At 66.0% G+C, this 15,711-nt stretch carries 19 protein-coding genes; 9 read left to right on the forward strand and 10 right to left on the reverse strand.

Annotation, left to right across the window (positions count from 1 at the left end; all coding sequences use genetic code 11):
* Positions 1–48: 48 nt before the first annotated feature.
* Positions 49–690 (reverse strand): nitroreductase family protein, encoded by a 642-nt coding sequence (locus TY25_RS23875; RefSeq protein WP_042259372.1) that lies wholly within the window; start codon positions 688–690, stop codon positions 49–51.
* A 69-nt stretch (positions 691–759) separates the two neighbouring features.
* Between TY25_RS23875 and TY25_RS23880 the strand changes: the two genes are divergently transcribed.
* Positions 760–1,137 carry a winged helix-turn-helix transcriptional regulator gene (locus TY25_RS23880; RefSeq protein ID WP_042259374.1) on the forward strand — a complete coding sequence of 126 codons (378 nt, stop codon included), beginning with the start codon at positions 760–762 and terminating at the stop codon, positions 1,135–1,137.
* A gap of 26 nt (positions 1,138–1,163) precedes the next feature.
* Here the strand turns inward: TY25_RS23880 and TY25_RS23885 are convergent, their stop codons facing one another.
* Positions 1,164–1,505, reverse strand: a complete 342-nt coding sequence (locus TY25_RS23885; protein ID WP_042259376.1) for a MerR family transcriptional regulator — start codon at positions 1,503–1,505, stop codon at positions 1,164–1,166.
* A 165-nt stretch (positions 1,506–1,670) separates the two neighbouring features.
* On the opposite strand from TY25_RS23885, the gene TY25_RS23890 reads away from it, so the two are divergent.
* The gene (locus TY25_RS23890) at positions 1,671–2,426 is read left to right on the forward strand and encodes an NADPH-dependent F420 reductase (RefSeq protein WP_063602751.1); all 756 of its coding nucleotides are present in this window, start codon (positions 1,671–1,673) and stop codon (positions 2,424–2,426) included.
* Positions 2,427–2,489: 63 nt separating this feature from the next.
* Here TY25_RS23890 and TY25_RS23895 read toward each other — a convergent pair whose 3' ends face one another.
* From TY25_RS23895 to TY25_RS23910, 5 genes are all read right to left on the reverse strand, one after another.
* The gene (locus TY25_RS23895) at positions 2,490–3,194 is read right to left on the reverse strand and encodes a methyltransferase family protein (RefSeq protein ID WP_226887491.1); all 705 of its coding nucleotides are present in this window, start codon (positions 3,192–3,194) and stop codon (positions 2,490–2,492) included.
* A 185-nt stretch (positions 3,195–3,379) separates the two neighbouring features.
* Positions 3,380–3,727 (reverse strand): hypothetical protein, encoded by a 348-nt coding sequence (locus tag TY25_RS23900; protein WP_042259379.1) that lies wholly within the window; start codon positions 3,725–3,727, stop codon positions 3,380–3,382.
* Positions 3,728–3,906: 179 nt separating this feature from the next.
* Positions 3,907–4,350, reverse strand: a complete 444-nt coding sequence (locus TY25_RS42840) for a hypothetical protein (protein WP_146154003.1) — start codon at positions 4,348–4,350, stop codon at positions 3,907–3,909.
* A gap of 46 nt (positions 4,351–4,396) precedes the next feature.
* Complete coding sequence (locus TY25_RS23905) at positions 4,397–5,149, reverse strand: HD domain-containing protein (protein ID WP_042259381.1); 753 nt, start codon at positions 5,147–5,149, stop codon at positions 4,397–4,399.
* Between the two features lie 45 nt (positions 5,150–5,194).
* A complete protein-coding gene (locus TY25_RS23910; RefSeq protein ID WP_081869060.1) occupies positions 5,195–5,926 on the reverse strand; it encodes an HD domain-containing protein in 732 nt (243 codons plus the stop codon).
* 212 nt (positions 5,927–6,138) lie between these two features.
* Here TY25_RS23910 and TY25_RS23915 point away from each other — a divergent pair, with 212 nt between their 5' ends.
* Positions 6,139–7,410, forward strand: coding sequence for a lipase family protein (locus tag TY25_RS23915; protein ID WP_162184224.1), 1,272 nt, complete (start codon positions 6,139–6,141; stop codon positions 7,408–7,410).
* 125 nt (positions 7,411–7,535) lie between these two features.
* Positions 7,536–8,684, forward strand: coding sequence for an MAB_1171c family putative transporter (locus tag TY25_RS23920; RefSeq protein WP_146154004.1), 1,149 nt, complete (start codon positions 7,536–7,538; stop codon positions 8,682–8,684).
* An 8-nt stretch (positions 8,685–8,692) separates the two neighbouring features.
* Here TY25_RS23920 and TY25_RS23925 read toward each other — a convergent pair whose 3' ends face one another.
* The gene (locus tag TY25_RS23925) at positions 8,693–9,958 is read right to left on the reverse strand and encodes a serine hydrolase domain-containing protein (protein WP_226887392.1); all 1,266 of its coding nucleotides are present in this window, start codon (positions 9,956–9,958) and stop codon (positions 8,693–8,695) included.
* A gap of 203 nt (positions 9,959–10,161) precedes the next feature.
* Here TY25_RS23925 and TY25_RS23930 point away from each other — a divergent pair, with 203 nt between their 5' ends.
* Positions 10,162–11,046 (forward strand): class I SAM-dependent methyltransferase, encoded by an 885-nt coding sequence (locus TY25_RS23930; RefSeq protein WP_042259387.1) that lies wholly within the window; start codon positions 10,162–10,164, stop codon positions 11,044–11,046.
* Between the two features lie 19 nt (positions 11,047–11,065).
* Here TY25_RS23930 and TY25_RS23935 read toward each other — a convergent pair whose 3' ends face one another.
* Positions 11,066–11,983 (reverse strand): NADP-dependent oxidoreductase, encoded by a 918-nt coding sequence (locus tag TY25_RS23935; RefSeq protein WP_042259496.1) that lies wholly within the window; start codon positions 11,981–11,983, stop codon positions 11,066–11,068.
* A 155-nt stretch (positions 11,984–12,138) separates the two neighbouring features.
* Between TY25_RS23935 and TY25_RS23940 the strand changes: the two genes are divergently transcribed.
* Genes TY25_RS23940 through TY25_RS23950 form a run of 3 tightly spaced genes read left to right on the forward strand, consistent with a single transcriptional unit; the run spans position 12,139 to position 13,423 of the window.
* The gene (locus TY25_RS23940) at positions 12,139–12,483 is read left to right on the forward strand and encodes an ArsR/SmtB family transcription factor (protein WP_042259389.1); all 345 of its coding nucleotides are present in this window, start codon (positions 12,139–12,141) and stop codon (positions 12,481–12,483) included.
* Positions 12,483–12,983 carry an SRPBCC family protein gene (locus TY25_RS23945; protein ID WP_042259391.1) on the forward strand — a complete coding sequence of 167 codons (501 nt, stop codon included), beginning with the start codon at positions 12,483–12,485 and terminating at the stop codon, positions 12,981–12,983. The genes TY25_RS23940 and TY25_RS23945 overlap by 1 nt, the downstream gene beginning before the upstream one ends.
* On the forward strand, positions 12,983–13,423 hold the full coding sequence (locus TY25_RS23950; RefSeq protein ID WP_042259394.1) for a dihydrofolate reductase family protein: 441 nt from the start codon (positions 12,983–12,985) through the stop codon (positions 13,421–13,423). The genes TY25_RS23945 and TY25_RS23950 overlap by 1 nt, the downstream gene beginning before the upstream one ends.
* Before the next feature lie 25 nt (positions 13,424–13,448).
* On the opposite strand, the gene TY25_RS23955 is transcribed toward TY25_RS23950, so the two are convergent.
* Positions 13,449–14,861: a cytochrome P450 gene (locus TY25_RS23955; RefSeq protein ID WP_226887393.1), complete on the reverse strand. Its 1,413-nt coding sequence runs from the start codon at positions 14,859–14,861 to the stop codon at positions 13,449–13,451.
* A 173-nt stretch (positions 14,862–15,034) separates the two neighbouring features.
* Between TY25_RS23955 and TY25_RS23960 the strand changes: the two genes are divergently transcribed.
* Positions 15,035–15,601: a DUF6790 family protein gene (locus TY25_RS23960; protein ID WP_042259396.1), complete on the forward strand. Its 567-nt coding sequence runs from the start codon at positions 15,035–15,037 to the stop codon at positions 15,599–15,601.
* The last annotated feature ends 110 nt before the right edge of the window (positions 15,602–15,711 follow it).

Below are 15,711 nucleotides of genomic sequence, written 5' to 3' on the forward strand. Positions count from 1 at the left end.
CGACGGACAAGTAGATGCGCTTGCCCGCAGCCGGTTGCGCCGTTCCTCTCAGCGCCCATAGCGCTCGGTGAAGACGGTCCGATCGCGATCTCGGCGGCCGGGATGCGGCGGCTTCGCGTCGCTGTAGCCGACGGCTACCAGAACCGCGATGGCCAAATCGGTACGCGCGCCGATTCCGATGGCCTCCTTGACGAGTTGGGGATCCCAGCCGTTCATCGGCGCCGAGGCGAGACCGTAGCTGGTGGCGGCGAGCATGAGGTTCGCAGCGGCGAGCATCGCGTTCTTGACCGCGTTCTCCCGGAGTAGGCCGCTCGCCTCGAGTGCATGGAACTCACTGCGCCCGGCGAACAGCGCGGTGAACTCGGCGTTCCACGCGCCGTTGCGGACGGCCAGCTCCGAGATATCGGCGTTGCTGTGCCGCCAGGCTTCCGGGTCGGCGACGAAGACCAGCACAGCCGGCGCTTCCAAGGGCTGCGGCTGGCCGAACGCGGCCTTCGACAGCGCCTGACGTCCGGCTTCGCTGGTGACGACCACGATCGAACGGTCCTGCATGTTCCATGCGCTCGGTGCCTGCAATGTCAGGTCCAGCAATTCATCGAGCAGTTCGGGCGCCACCGGGTCGGGGCGGAAATGGCGGTTCGTGCGCCGTGCGCGGATGGCGTCGGGCACCGAAAGTGTCTGTAGCTCCATGAATCTTACTATCGGAGAGTTACCGTCGATTAGGAAGAAGGCACTTGAAGGTGCGTTACACTCCGCTATGTGCGTACGTACATCGAAGGCACCGACCTGCCCGCCGACATCTACTCGGCCAAGTGTCCGACCCGTCAGGTGCTCGACCACATCGCCGGTAAGTGGACGGTGCTCATCGTCGACGCCCTCGCGGAAGGCACGATGCGCTACACCGATCTGCACAAGCGGATCGATGGCATCTCGCAAAAGATGTTGACGCAGACGCTCCGACAGTTGGAGGTCGACGGATTCCTCACCCGCACAGTGCATCCCACCGTGCCGCCGCGGGTCGAGTACACGCTCACCGAGTTGGGGCAGAGCCTGCGCGTACCCATTGCGGCGCTGCGGATCTGGATCGAAACCAACATCAACCACATCGAGCAGGCGCGCCGTACTGCCGCAGGCTGATTCGTTGCGGTGCATCCCTTGCGCGTTCAGGACGCGCGGCAGGTGTCACTTTCGTCGATCTTCGCCGGAACCGTCGCGGCCACGATGGCGTCCAGGACAGCCCGCGCAGCCAGCAGATCGGCGACCTGCTTGTCGATGCGCTCCTGCTCACGGTGGAGGTCCGGGAGCAATTCGGGACACCCGGGCGCCAAAGCGCGGCCGTTGCCGACCATGCAGGGCAACAAGGCGGCGATGGTCTGGGTATTGAGACCGGCCGAGAGCAGCCTGCGAATGTTGCGCACCGTGTCGACATCGTCCTCGGCATACTCACGATATCCACTGGGGCGCCGCATAGGCCGTAACAAGCCCTGCTCCTCGTAGTAGCGCAAGAGGTGAGACTATAGCGTACGGCGTTATGCCACCACAGCACGCAATCACGCGTTGACGACACTCGGCGCGAGTCTCGTCGACGGGCCGGTACGGGAGCTGGGGCGATGGATTCACGAGAACGGGGACGTGTTGCTCGCGGCCCAGGAGCGCAACGGGAGCGAGATATGAAGACCATCGGCGTAATCGGCATTGGCATGATCGGCGGCACGCTGGCACGGCTACTCGCGGCGAACGGGTACGAGGTCGTTGTCGCCAATTCCGGGGACCCGGCGACCCTGGCCGAGGAGTTCGCCGAACTGCCGGGCATCGAGCCGGTTTGGGCCCGGACGGCGGCCACCGACACCGACCTGACCATTGTGAGTGTCCCCTATGCGGCGATCCCACGCCTGGGCCGCACCATCTTCGCCGACACGACCGGCCCCGCGGTGCTCGACACGGGCAACTATTTCCCGCAACGCGACGTCGCCCTGCCCGGCTTCGACACCGACACCGTCGACAGCGTCTGGGTGGCACACCAGCTCGGCCGGCCGGTCTACAAGGCGTTCAACACCATTCACGCATTCCTGCTCGAACAGGCGGGCCGCCCCGCCGGCGCCGCCGACCGCATCGCCCTGCCCGTCGCGGGCCCTGCGGACACCGAGAAGCAGCAGGTGCTCGACCTGGTGAACGCCGTGGGATTCGACCCCGTCGACGCCGGCGAACTCGAAACCTCATGGCGGCAACACATGGACACTCCGGTCTTCCTGGCCGAACTAGACCCCGCCGGCGTTCGCGCCGCTCTCGATCGAGCCGAGCCGCAACGCCCCGACTTCATCATCGACCCCGCCCGCATCGCCGCCCAACACGACCTCGCCCGCCGCTGGCACCCCTCCGAACGATTGCGAGCCGGAATGATGCGCGCCTACGGCATCGGCATGTGAACTTGGCGGTGTCACCTGGTCCACCTCGACTGCAGCCGTTGACTCGACACGATCCGGCACGGCTCACCAAACGTGCGGGACCAGACGGTATTCGACCCGGCGGGCGAACTCGGCGTATTCGTCGGGGAATGTCTGCCGCAGGAGTTTCTCTTCGTAGCGGATCCGCACCAAGAACAATGGCAGTATGACTGCGAAGACGACCATGCCCCACCAGGATCCGAGGGCGACGGGCATCGCGGCCTGGTAGAGGAGGGTCCCGGCGTGCATGGGGTGGCGGACGGCAAGGTGAGGTCCGGTCGAATCCATCCGCGGGTCGCGCGCGGCTTCGGTGGTCTCGGACTTGCCGCCGGACCAGCGAAGGGCCATTTGCCTTACCCCGTAGGTGATCAGCAGCCCCGCAACGACGAGGAGGTCGGCGGCGAGGCTGATCCAGAACGGGACCGATGACCAGTCGAACCGATGGTCGAGGCCGGGGACGACGAGCAGCGCGACAAAGCCCAGTGACACAAGGGATTCGGCGATCCGCTGACTCGTCCGGGATTCGACCTGCGGCCTACCCGCTTTTCGCGGTTGCCGCGGTCCCGGCGCACGCCGCCGGGCGGAATACAAGATCGCAGCGCTGTAACTGCCGAACATCGCCGCCAGCATGACCCAGGCCTGCCAGTAGTAGATCGTCCAGGCCGAGAGGAAAACGACCGCTCCCGTAATGGCTACCGTCGCCGCCACGCTGAAAAGATATGTCACATAAATTCTGACCATTGCCTGCATCCCCACCGCCGGTCCTGCGAGACCCATCGAGTTTACCGCTCGACATACGGCCTGTCAGCGCAAGCGGGCGCAAACAATCTGCCCCACAACGCTATTCGACCGCATTCTCAGCCAGCTCGATCTCCGAGGGTGTGCGGATCGACGAAATGCAGTGAGCCGTGGCCTAGAACGGTAGGCGCAGTTGCTCAGGTCCGCGATCGTCTTATGACGGCGATCTTGCGCAGGATGTAGGTTTCCAGGCGCGCGATGGGTTGGCCGGTGCTGCCGTAGGCGATTCCTGCCCAGATCATGTCTCGTGGTTGCTCGCGGCTGGCTTGTTCTTGGCAGCGTTCGAGCATCGGGCATCTGCTGTGGCAAGCCGACAGTGCCGCACGCCATTTCTCGGCCACCGCCTGCATTCGCCGGAAGTCCTTGGTCGGAATCTCGAGATCCCAGTCCCCGGGCCGCGCCGCACACGGGGGCGTGTCCGCCGATGCCGCGGCGGCACCCGCGATCGGCTTGATTGCCGCCGCCGGCGTTGGGAGACCGCGCATTTGGTCTCGAATGAGCTCTGTGTGCGAAGTGTGTGCCATGAGTAGTCCTCCCGCTACGTGATCACAAACGGCCCTGTCGGCCGCAGATAGACACCGCCCGACACGCACCGGCGTCTCCGCGGTCGCCTTTCGGCTCGCGTGGACGAGGCAGGGCGGCCGGAAAACGGCCGGTATCGGCGCTACCGGGGCGCTGAATCAACGCCGGTCAGCATCCCGACGACTCGGATCGACGACCGACGGAAGCTCATCAACTGCCCGCCAGCCGCGGCCGCGCTGTTCGCCTGTCGCACAGGACCATTCCGGAAATCCGTGGCAGTCTGGGCGGCAAAGTGCGTCGCCACCGGGCTCGGTACGGCCGGCTGATGGTGGTGAGCTGCTGCTGTGGCAGGGTGCTCCTTTAGTCGGCGCTGCGCGTCGGCACGTTGTTGTTCCAGGCCGGGGCCTTGGGTTGCTGCGGTCTTCTCGTCGGCGGCGCGTTGCTCCGGTGAGTAGTCGCCGTCAGCCGGATCGGCCGCCGAAAGTTGTTGCGGTGCCGGCAAAGCGGCCGAGGCGGCGGTGGTCGACAGCGACAATGTCGCGAGCGCTACGGCCGTGAGTACTGAGAATTCGATGCGAACGTGCATGGCCCACCCCCGTGGTGTAGCTGAAAGCTTCCGGTCGTCGCGGACATCACTCCGCGAAAGGCGCGTTTGTCACGCCCATTTCGAAACCCATCTGGCGCATCAGGGCGGTGCGTCCGTCCGGAACGGCCTCGGATTCCAGGCGCACTGCTTCGATCACCCGCCGTTTGAAATCGAGGCGAGGGTGTTGCGCCACCACCATATCCACCCATCGGCGATTCATTTCTTCCACGCGGGTCCCGCCGAGGTCGGTCTCGCAACCGGCCGAAACGACACCGGCCAGATCCGACAGATCCTTCTCCACACCGAAGGTGATGTGCCCGGAGATCCCGTTGCGCACGAGGACCACCTTGTCCCGGGAGACGCCGAGGCCGGTGAGGAAGCGTTCGGCGTCTTCGGCGCCGCGAACCGCGAAACATCGTCCGGGAACGGGATGTTCGAACTCGATGTCATGGAGAATGGCTGTGGTGAAGTGTAACTCTTCATCGAGCGGCACCCCGTCGAGCTTCGCCAATGCCTTACCGAAGTAATAGACCCGATAGGAGTGCTCCAGCACCCACGGGGTCAGTCTCCGCCGAGCCTCCCCTTCAGCCTCTTTGGCGAGGGCGGTATCCGGAATGCGCATACCGATCTCGTCCAGCGCGGCCGAACCTTGTACGCCGAGAAATGACAGCGCATGGCTGCTGAACGCCCCCGGCACCAATGTGGCAGCGGCGAGCAAGAGCTTGCCCATCTGCCGCCGGTCGAGCTTGCCGCCGGTGCCACTGGCCCAGCTCCAATCGAACCCGTCCTGTGCACCCATGGTCGAACCTCGATTCCTTGTCGGCCGACACGTCGATTCGACGCGTCAGTTCCCCCACCGTCCGGCGCTCGCGGCACGTTCGGTCCAGCTGAGATGATCGGGCGCCTGCAGGCGTTCTGTCGTCATGACCGCGGCCGGGGAGAACGGGGGCGCTGTGGCCGGCCATGCTGTTGCCTGCTCGATCACCGCGTTCGCCAGTGCCGTCGCCATCGAATAGCGCGGATAGGCTTCGTGGATTGCCGCACCCTGGTCGTCGGTGATGAATTCCGAGGACGGGCCGAACAGGAATCCCGCCGGCGGTCCGAAATCGAGGTTGATTCCGGACCGAGTGAGATAGCACAACGTGTTTCGCTGTTCGGCGATATGGGCCGAGGTGTGCAGCGCAATGGCTTCCCACACGGCGTCCACGTCGGCAGCGGGCACGGTCAAGTCGGTCAGGAATTTCGCAGCCATGTTCGCGCCGTCGACCTCGAAGCGCAAATCGCGGCCTGCGGCCGAACCGAGACCTAGATCGTGCAGTACGCACGCGAGGAACAGCAGTTCAGGGTCATAGTCCGAACCGGGCGTCGCCTCGACATGGTCCGCGAACAGTCTCGCGAACAGAAAGCTGCGGATACTGTGGTTGGCGATCGCCGGCGATTCCTCACGCAGCACGAGCTCGAGACTTCGCCGGGCCGGCATCGTATCCGGAAGCGCCAACAGTGTCGCCTGAACGTTCACGGCAAACTCCTCTTCTCGACCCGATGAATCTCTCTCCCCAGCTTGGTTGAAACACATCCCGCCCGGTGTCTCACTAGAGACACTACGCCTTCCGTGTCTCATCGGCAATGTGACCCATACGGCTCGACCACGACCGGCCTCAACGCTTGCCCTCGAGACACCCCCGAGCTAGTGTCTTATTGAGACACTAAGCATGCTATGTCTCAGTATCTGCATTTCGGTCGGTTCCAGCTCCGCGAGGCCGATGTATTCGAACAATGGAGGTCGAAATGTCCAGTGAGGCGCAACGACGCGTCCGCAGGTTCGGTGTGGCCGCAGTGGCCGTCATGATGACGCTGTCCGGACCGATGATTGTTTCATCGGGTCCGGCGGGCGCGGCGCCACCCGTGCCGCAGGTGGATGAGTTCTACCAGCCGCCAGACGATTTCGCGTCCGCGGCACCGGGCACGATTCTGCGATCCCGGCCGATCCAGTCGGTGGTGCCGTTGCCGGCGCAGGCTTGGCAACTCCTCTATCGCACCACCGACGTGTTCGAACAGCCGGATGTCACCGTCACCACGGTTTTCCTGCCCGATAACGTTCGGCCGGACCGGCCGTTGGTGTCGCAGCAAATGTTCGAGGATGCCTCCGGTCCACTATGTGTCCCGTCCTACGGGTTACAGACCGGTGCCCAGACTTCGATGGAAACCACGGGCCAATTGACGGATCTGCAGACTCTGCTGCAACACGGCTGGGTGGTGTCAGTACCCGACTTCGGCGGACGATCCGGCCATTTCCCGGTTGCCAAGGAGCCCGGTTACATGGTGCTGGACGGCATTCGCGCGGCCAAGCAGTTCGCACCACTGGGTCTCGACTCCGAAACCCGCATCGGACTCTACGGGTATTCGGGCGGCGGGTTCGCGACGGGCTGGACAGCCGAGCTGCAACCCAGTTACGCACCCGAGCTCAATCTGACCGGTGCCGCGTACGGCGGACCCGGACCGGATATCAACGCGGCATTGTTCGCCACGAACGGCGGACCGTTCTCGGCCATAGTCGGTAGCGGCCTGTCCTCCTATTACGCCACCTATCCCGAGGTCAAAGCGGCGATGCAGCCGCACCTGACACCCGAGGGCGTAGCCGTGATGGAACAGATCCAGACGCAATGTCTATCTGTCACTCTGGTCCAGCAGTTCCTGTCCGACTGGAACCGGTACTTCGACATCCCGCTCGACCAGGTCCTGGCATTACCGCCGCTCGCGGAAGCCATCAACGAGGCCAGGCTGGGAACCCACGCGGCCACTGCGCCGCTCTATGTCTTTCAAGCGGTGCGGGACGAAGTGATTCCGGTAGGTTCGACCGACCGGATGGTCGAAGATCTCTGTGCTCGCGGGGCCCGGGTCACCTATATCCGTGAGGAATTCGCCGAGCACATGAGCACAATTCTATCGGCCGCTTCTGCCGCGTTCGCCTGGCTGCGGGAACGCCTCGACACCGATACCCCGGTGCCTGCCGGATGCAGCACAACTACCGTGCCGTCCCAATTCTTCGCCCCGAAGTAGCCGTCGGATAGTGCGCCGGGCACGGCCGTGGGAACGGCGCGGGCCCGGTGTTGGGGTAGTGGGGTGCTGGGCGGCGCTGGGTAGGATGCACCGCGCAAGAAGTGGTCGGGCATCAGGGAGCGTCGTTGGTATCACCGGTTTCCGATGTCGTTGCGTGGACGGTGATCGGCTACACGGCCCTGATCGGGGTCGGCAGGTTGCTTTTCACGAGCAAGACGATCTTCGATCAGTTGGCCAATCGGATGCTGCTGTGGTTTCTGATCGGGTTGGTGCTGTATCGGTGCACTCCGGCGCCGAGCGTCAGCAGTGTGCCGAACCAGCTCGCGCTGGGTTGCATCGCGATGATCGTCATGTACCTCTACGGTCTCGTCCGGCTGTGGGAAGCGGGTGCGGAATCGGACGCGGCCTGGCGGCGCCAGCGAATCTATTGTGCGGTCGCGGTGCTTTCGACTGCAATGACAATGCTCGCCGGCCCGTTCGCGGGCAGGGCTGGGCGGCTGGTCGAGCACAACCTGAATTGGGGCGGCCTCGTTTTCTGGACCGCGAACAGTGTGCCCCTGGTGGCGTCCATGCTGGCGTTCACCCATTTGGTCATCAACGAACTACGCACCGCCAACCGCCGGCCGCTGGTGCGGGGGCTGTGCGTACTGATGCTGCTGTCCATCGTGCCGTTCTATGCGGATGTCGTAGTGGTCACGGGCGAAGTGTGCTGGGGATGGCGGCCGCCCTACCCGCATATCGTTCGGGTGGAACTCGCCTTCACCAGCATCGGCTTGTTCGCCACCACGCTCGTCGCGGGCCCCGTCGTCGGGCATTTGATGGAGCTCGCCGGGCTGGATCGGGACGGACGAGTCTGCCGCCGGTTACGACCGCTGTGGCGTGACGTCACCGCGGCCGTGCCGGAGATCGTGATGTCGCCCGTCGACGGGCCGCGCCGGCGCGACACCACCGCCCGTCTGCTACGGATGACCGTCGAGATCCGTGACGCACTCCTGCATCTGGGCCCCTATCTGTCCGTCGCACCTTCCTCCGCCGAATCCGCCACGACCCTGCCCGACTCCGAGGCAAAGCTGCGTGACTACGCGTGCCGTCTGGCGGACGCAGCGCGGTCCAAGCGATCGGGAACGCTGCCGCCAAGAACCGGCGTTGTGCCGCAACCGTTCCCGACCGCACAAGACTTCGACACCGAACTCCGGCAGCTATTGGACCTGGCCCGGGTATGGCCCGCAGAGCATCCCGTATCCACTCCTGGCAGGTACGGTACGTTTCCGTAGGTCCTCGTTCATCCGAGGCAGGTTCGGACGGCTTGGGCCAGGTTGGTGGCGCGGGGATCGTCGGGCCGGAAGTTCCACAGGTTCGGAATGTAGGCGAAGCCGACACCGGCGTCGGGGTCGGCGAAACCGATCGAACCACCGGAACCGGGGTGACCGAACGAGGACGGTCCGAGCATCGGCAGTGGCGGACAGGCGCGCCAGAAACCCAGGGACATATAGAAGCTGCGGTCGGCCGGGACGTCCAATCCGGTTGGCAGCCCGTGCATCCGGGTCTTCTCGGTCTGGACTTCGATCGCGTTCGCGACCGTGGCCGAGTCGAGCAGGCGCATGCCGTCGACTTCGCTGACCGTGGCGGCGTACATCCGCGCGATGGAGCGTGCGTCCGCGATCATGTTGGCGGCCGGGAACTCTGCCGCGCGCCATGCCCGCGTGGTGTAGTACGCGGTCGTCGGGTCGGCCATATTGTCCAGCGCGCCGCCGAGCGAACCGGCGCGGAGCGAGACCGCGTCGGGGCCGAATCCGGCGTTCATCCAGGCGGTCACCGTATCCGCGTCCAGCCCAGTGCTTTTGATCATCCCCGCGGTCAGTTCTGCCACACTGAAGGGGTCTGCGTAATCGATCCGCGCGACACGGTGCTCGTGTTCCTCGGGCAGCCCGATCCAGGCACTCAGCCCCAGCGGAGCGGCGACCTCGTCGGCGAAGAACGTGCCGAGCGATTTGCCGGAGATCCGCCGCACCACCTCGCCGACCAGGTGGCCGTAGGTGACCGCGTGATAGAGGTGCTCGGTGCCCGGCTCCCACAGCGGCGGTTGCGCCTCGAGCGCGCGAATGACCGGATCCCAGGCGCACGCCTGCTCGAAGGTGAGCGGCCCGTCGACGACCGGCAGGCCGGCCTGATGAGACAACAACCAGCGCACCGGAATTCGGTCTTTACCGTGCGCGCCGAACTCCGGCCAGTACTGGACCACCGGCGCGTCGAGATCGAGCTGACCACGCTGCGCCAGCAGGTGGGCGCAGATCGCGGTGGCACCTTTCGTCGTGGAGGCAACCCGCACGACGGTGTCCGCACCCCACGGCTGCTCGGCCGAACCGTCGTCGGGACCGCCCACTTCGCGACCGGCGACCCCGTCCCACAGGTCGACGACGCGGCGGCCGTCCACGTACACACAGCATGCCGCGCCGCGCTCGCCGAAGTTCTCGAAGTTCGCGCGGAACGCGTCGGCGACCTTCCCCCATCCTTCCTCGACACCGTTCTGGTTCATTGCCCTTGTCATTGCTGTAATCCTTTTTCCGAGTGAGACTTCGAATCGAGGCCACCGGCTGGTGCTCGGCGAAGGCGGTTGGTCACCCGACAACTATCAGCGCCTGGCCTGACATCGTCCTGACACCGAGCTGATACGAGCTATGCGGGGCAAAGCAAGACCCGGTGTGGCCGAGTTCATGGTGCTTCCGGCGGATTCATGAGTAGGTTCCGAATATGGAGAACGAGGGACCGAGCCGGACCGCGCTCGCGACTGCTTACGCGCGCGCCTATCACCAAATCGCTGACCAGCCCCGGATTCTCACGGATCCCTTGGCGGTGCGGCTGCTGGGTGTCGGGGTGGATGAGCTGACGGACGCGGGGCGGCCCGCGCAGGCTCGCTCCGATAGTGACGACGGGCTGGGTGTGCTGCGGCTCGGTGTCAGCGATCGGCCGCGGCGGCTGTTCTTCGCCGCTCGTTCCCGATTCGCCGAGGACCGGGTGGCCGAAGCCGTCGCGGCGGGCCTGCGACAGGTCGTGATTCTCGGCGCGGGGTTGGATACGTTCGCCTACCGCAACCCGTACCCCGGGCTGCGGGTATTCGAGGTCGACCATCCCGCTACCCAGGCGTGGAAACGGCAACTGCTCGCCGCGGCCGGTATCGGACTGCCCGAATTGTCGGCTTTCGTACCGGTCGACTTCGAAACCGACCTGCTGGCAACCGAATTGGCGAGTGCTGGATTCAACCGGTCCGAGCCGGCGGTGTTCGTGTGGCTCGGCGTCGTCTTCTATCTGACGCCCGACGCCGCCACAGCCACCCTGGAATACATTGCCGGTCAAGCAGCGCCGGTCCAGGTGGTCTTCGACTACCTGGCGGACACCGGCGCGAATCGTGCCGAGTTGCTGGCACGCGCAGAGCGGGCGTCAGCTGTCGGCGAACCTTGGTTCAGCTACTTCACTCCGGACGACATCGCAGCACGATTGCGCGCACTCGGGCTGACGGACGTCGCAGACCACGCGGCCGCGGATCTCATCGCCGGCTACCTCGGTGGGTCCGCGGAGTTCGAGGACGATCCCCAGGCACTGCGGCCGGTCCGCATACTGCGGGCGAGCCGCCCGTAACGCGCTGGGCGCGAAAAGCTCAGGGCCGCACGCGAATGACGGTTTTGCCTTTGCGCCGTGTGGTCGGGTTCAGCGCGGGGATCGCGTCATCGAGTGCCGCGACGGTGCCGATGTGTGTGCGCAGCCGCCCGTCCCGCACCCGGTCGACGATCTCTACCAGCTGCCCCGGTACGGACTCGACGACGAAGTCGACCGCGAGTCCGTCGACCGGGCGGTGTTCGGCTGGGCCGACCACGGACACCAGCGTCCCCGCGGGACGAATGATGCTCGCCGAGCGCCTTTGCACATCACCACCGATCACATCGAAGACCAGATCGACCCCGCCGACGTCTTCGAGATTCTCGCCGTCGAGATCGAGGAACTCGTTCGCGCCGAAGTCGAGCGCCGCTTGGCGGTCCGCCGCCCGTCCGGTACCGATGACGTAGGCGCCGAACTCCCGGGCGAGCTGGGTGACCACCGATCCGACCGCGCCGGCCGCGCCATGTGCGAGGACGGTCTGGCCGGCCCGCAGACGACCGTGCTGGAACAGGCCCTGCCAGGCGGTCAGCCCGGAGATCGGCAGGGCGGCACCCACCGTGAAGTCGACGTTGCCCGGCAGCGGCGCCAGGTTGCGTGCCTCGACGGCCGTGTACTCGGCCAGGGTGCCGTCGCGGTGCCAGTCGGTGATCCCGAAAACCCGCTGGCCCAACGAGAGTCCCGTCGTGCCGTAACCGAGGGCGGTGACCACTCCGGCGAGCTCGTGGCCGATGATCGCGTCGGCTCGATCGCGACCGGCACGATCGACCCACGTCGAGGGCCATTCCCACTCGGCAGGCACGAAGCCGGACGCATGGACTTCGACGACGACATCGTTGATCGCCGGTGCGGGCTCGGGCCGCTCGGCCACCGTGATCCCGGCAGCTTCCGCGGTCTGATCGGTCGCGATGATCGCTTTCATCTCCACCTCCGAATAGCTCGTGCTCGAGGGCTGTACGTGGAGCAGCGCGAGCCCGGCGGCCCGCTACTCGGTAGTCAACCACCGGCACCGCCCAGGAACCATCCCGGGGTTGCCACCGCCTTGACGTATGCCCATATCGGAATATAATTGCGGTCATGGCACGAGCAGCTACGACGTCGGACGTCTTCAACGCCATCGCCGAGCCGCAGCGCCGGGACATCCTGGTGCTGTTGCGGGCGGGCGAGCGGCCGGTGAGTGAGCTGGCGCAGGAGCTGGGGATCACCCAGCCGGGGGCGTCCAAGCACCTGCGGGTGCTCCGGGAGGTCGGGCTGGTGCGGGACCGCAAGGCGGGCAAGCAACGCCTGTACGGGTTGAACGCCCGCGGGCTGCGGCCGGTGCACGAATGGACCGGCGGTTTCGAGCGGTTCTGGAACGAAAGCTTCGACCGGCTGGACGAGTACGTGCAGGACCTGAAGCAAGAACGGCAAAAGGAGAATTGATGAGCGAAACGAGCGGAACAACACCGTCGGCGACCGCCGAACGCGAGGTCGTGATCAGCCGGATCATCGACGCCCCAAGAGAGTTGGTGTTCGAAGCGTTCACCGCGGTCCGGCATCTGTCGCGGTGGTGGGGGCCGGAGGGGTTCTCCACCACCACGCGGGCGTTCGAGTTCCGCGTAGGCGGAGCCTGGGATTTCGTGATGCACGGGCCGGACGGGACGGACTACCAGGAGTGGATCGCCTGGACCGAGATCACCCCGCCATCGCGGATCGCGATGCTGCACGGTGCGTCCCGCGACGACCCGAACGCCTTCGAATCGGTCCTCACGTTCGCCCCGGACGGCGCGGCGACCCGGATCGAGATGCGAACGGTATTCCCCACCAAGCAGTTACGCGATGAGGCGGTCGAGAAGTACCACGCGATCGAGGGCGGCCGGCAAACCCTCGACGGGCTCGCGGCCTACGTCACCGAACTCGTCGCAGCAGGAATGCAGAGCTGATGGCCGGAAAGGTCTTCTTCAGCGTGTCCATGTCGCTGGACGGGTTCATCGCGCCCGAGTCCCCCGAGGAATTGATGGGCCGGCAGTGGCAGGAACTGCACCAGTGGATGTTTCCGTTGCGGTTCACCCGGGAGAACCTGAAGCTCGGCGAAGGCGGCGAGGGGGGCCGAGACAACGAGGGTATCGAGACCGCGCTCGACCAGGCCCGCGCGGCCGCGGGCGACCGGGACGTCCGGCTCGCGGGCGGCGGCGCGACGATCCTGGAGTACGTGAACGCCGGACTGATCGACGGGTTCACCGTGGCGATCTCACCGGTACTGTTCGGCTCCGGAATCCGCCTGTTCGAGGGCGTCGACGCGAGCCGCGTAGCCCTGGAGCAGATCCGCGCGGAGCCGACGCAGCGGGTGACCCACCTGACCTACGCGGTCCGAGGGCGGTAACCGGGCTCGCCCCAACCCAGCACGCTCACGCTGTACTGCTGGTTCGGGTGGTCTGGGGTGCGCGGGCGGTGACTTGCATCCGCAGTTGCCGAGGTTGGGGCACTACGGCCAGGGTGGGGCTGGTGTCGGTACCGGGGACGGTGTGCAGCTGCCATCGAGCGGCGATGGTCGCCAGCGCGAGGGTGGCTTCGGCCAGGGCGAAGGTGTCGCCGATGCATTTGCGGGCGCCGGCGGCGAACGGCAGCATCGCGTCACGCGCGGGTGGCGTGCCGCGGTCGGGGGCGAAGCGGTCCGGATCGAAACGTTCGGGGTCGGGGTACAGGTCGGCCCGATGCTGGATCAGGTACGAGCTGTAGATGACGGTGGTGCCGGCGACCAGCGAGTGCCCGCCGAGTTCGGTGTCCTCGGTCACCGTCCGAGTCTGCAGCCAGCCCGGTGGATGCAGGCGCAGGACCTCATCGATCACCTGGCCGGTGAATTGCAGGCTCGGCAGGTCCGCACTGACCGCGGGGCGGCCGGCCAGCACGGTGTCGACCTCGGCATACACGCGGGCGGCGAACTCGGGGTGCCGGTCGAGCAGGATCAGCGCCCACGCCAAGGTCGCGGCACTGGTGTCGGTGCCCGCGAAGAAGAACGTGAGCACCTGATCGACGATCTCGCCCTCGGTCAGTTGCCCGCCGCCCTGACTGTCTTGGGCAAATACCAAGGCCGAGAACAGATCTCCGCGATCGTCGCCGGCGGCGCGGCGCGCGGCCACCAGTTCCCCGAGGATGGCCCGCGCCTCGGCCGCCGCGTCGATACAGGCCCGGTTGCCCACGATCGGCCACCGGCGCATCCATTCCGGCACGATCGCGTGCCGCATGGCACCGGCGAAAACGGCTTCGACGTCATGGAGTAGCCGTTCTTGAGTCACCTCCGAGATCGCCTGATCGAACAGGGTCGCCGCGATCACGCGGGCGGCGAAGGTGTGCAGTTCGGCTTTCACATCGACGACCTGTCCGTCCGGCCAGGAGTCGACCAGTTCGGCGATCTTCTGAGCCATCACGGGCGTGTACCCGGTGAGGCGCTTCGCATGGAACGCTGGTTGCAGCAGGCGGCGTTGCCGTCGATGTTTCGCGTGCGGGCACGTCGCCAGGCCCTCCCCGACCAGCTCGCGCCCGCTGTCGAACAGCGGCCCCCCCTTGTCGAAGATGCGGTCCTGACGCAGCACCTGCCTGGTCAGTTCGAGATCGCAGATCACCACCGCCGTCATCGGTCCCAGCCCGATCCCGACCAGGTCGCCGTGCGCGGGCAGAGAAGCCATGAAGCCCAACGGATCTCGCATCAACGGCACCAGATGCCCCAGCACCGGCAGTCGGCCCGGCGCCACCGCGATCGGCGCGGCCGCGCGCTGTCTCGCAGAGCTTTCGACCGTGGCGACAGGCGCTCGGCCCGTCACCCGGCGAATCGTCTTTACCATCCACCGATTCGGTGACCGCTCGTCCATGACCGACTCCCTACCGCAAGACCACCCACCATTGTCGGCAATGCCGAACGCCACCACTACCACCCGACGGGGTGGATTCCCGGCAAGTCTTGCGCGGTTAATATTAACTATGCAAGACTCTAGGCATGAGCACATCGACTTACCTCACACAGACCGCCTTCCCCCTGATCTGGCCGCTCATCGCGGTCGTCGGCGCTGCCGTCCGGACTCGGCACAGCACTTCCCGGCAGGCCACGCTGGAGACCTGGCAGCGGTGGTGGGCCGTCGCAGCCCTGGGCGTCGGCAGCTTGTGGATGACGGTCGCGTTCCTGACCATCCCGGAACAGATGGCGTCGGCCATCGGCTTCACCGCCTCGCCGTTCCAGTTCGAAATCGCCTTCGCCAACCTCGGACTCGCCGTGATGGGCTTCCGCGCCGCCTCGCCCTCGGCCACTGCCCGCGAACGCATCACCGTCGGCCTCGGTGCCGGAATGTTCTTGTGGGGCGCGCTGATCGGACACGTCTACCAGTGGTTCGCGCACGGCGACCACGCTCCGGGCAACACCGGCGGCGTCCTGGTCTGCGACCTGCTCTTCCCGGGGGTGCTGATCGTCCTCGCCTGGTACTCGCAGCGACTTGCCGCCAGCCAAACCGCAACCGCCACAGGCCCATCGAGCAACTCCACACAGGAGGTCGGCAGCCTGCGGGCTTGAACAGCCCGGTCGTGATCAGCGGCGGAATCGGTGCCATCGGCATTCGAGCCGCCGCAGACGCGTAGCTACCGCAGGACAAGGTCGCCGAGACACGCCGCGAGTTCGACATT

This window comes from Nocardia brasiliensis NBRC 14402 (assembly GCF_000308475.2).
GTDB classification, from domain to species: Bacteria; Actinomycetota; Actinomycetes; order Mycobacteriales; family Mycobacteriaceae; genus Nocardia; species Nocardia brasiliensis.

Coding starts and splice junctions, on each gene's coding strand:
- TY25_RS23875 (WP_042259372.1), bottom strand. CDS start 690: ATGGAGCTACAGACACTTTCGGTGCCCGACGCCATCCGCGCACGGCGC.
- TY25_RS23890 (WP_063602751.1), top strand. CDS start 1,671: ATGAAGACCATCGGCGTAATCGGCATTGGCATGATCGGCGGCACGCTG.
- TY25_RS23895 (WP_226887491.1), bottom strand. CDS start 3,194: ATGCAGGCAATGGTCAGAATTTATGTGACATATCTTTTCAGCGTGGCG.
- TY25_RS23900 (WP_042259379.1), bottom strand. CDS start 3,727: ATGCGCGGTCTCCCAACGCCGGCGGCGGCAATCAAGCCGATCGCGGGT.
- TY25_RS42840 (WP_146154003.1), bottom strand. CDS start 4,350: ATGCACGTTCGCATCGAATTCTCAGTACTCACGGCCGTAGCGCTCGCG.
- TY25_RS23905 (WP_042259381.1), bottom strand. CDS start 5,149: ATGGGTGCACAGGACGGGTTCGATTGGAGCTGGGCCAGTGGCACCGGC.
- TY25_RS23910 (WP_081869060.1), bottom strand. CDS start 5,926: ATGTGTTTCAACCAAGCTGGGGAGAGAGATTCATCGGGTCGAGAAGAG.
- TY25_RS23915 (WP_162184224.1), top strand. CDS start 6,139: ATGTCCAGTGAGGCGCAACGACGCGTCCGCAGGTTCGGTGTGGCCGCA.
- TY25_RS23925 (WP_226887392.1), bottom strand. CDS start 9,958: ATGACAAGGGCAATGAACCAGAACGGTGTCGAGGAAGGATGGGGGAAG.
- TY25_RS23930 (WP_042259387.1), top strand. CDS start 10,162: ATGGAGAACGAGGGACCGAGCCGGACCGCGCTCGCGACTGCTTACGCG.
- TY25_RS23935 (WP_042259496.1), bottom strand. CDS start 11,983: ATGAAAGCGATCATCGCGACCGATCAGACCGCGGAAGCTGCCGGGATC.
- TY25_RS23940 (WP_042259389.1), top strand. CDS start 12,139: ATGGCACGAGCAGCTACGACGTCGGACGTCTTCAACGCCATCGCCGAG.
- TY25_RS23945 (WP_042259391.1), top strand. CDS start 12,483: ATGAGCGAAACGAGCGGAACAACACCGTCGGCGACCGCCGAACGCGAG.
- TY25_RS23950 (WP_042259394.1), top strand. CDS start 12,983: ATGGCCGGAAAGGTCTTCTTCAGCGTGTCCATGTCGCTGGACGGGTTC.
- TY25_RS23960 (WP_042259396.1), top strand. CDS start 15,035: ATGAGCACATCGACTTACCTCACACAGACCGCCTTCCCCCTGATCTGG.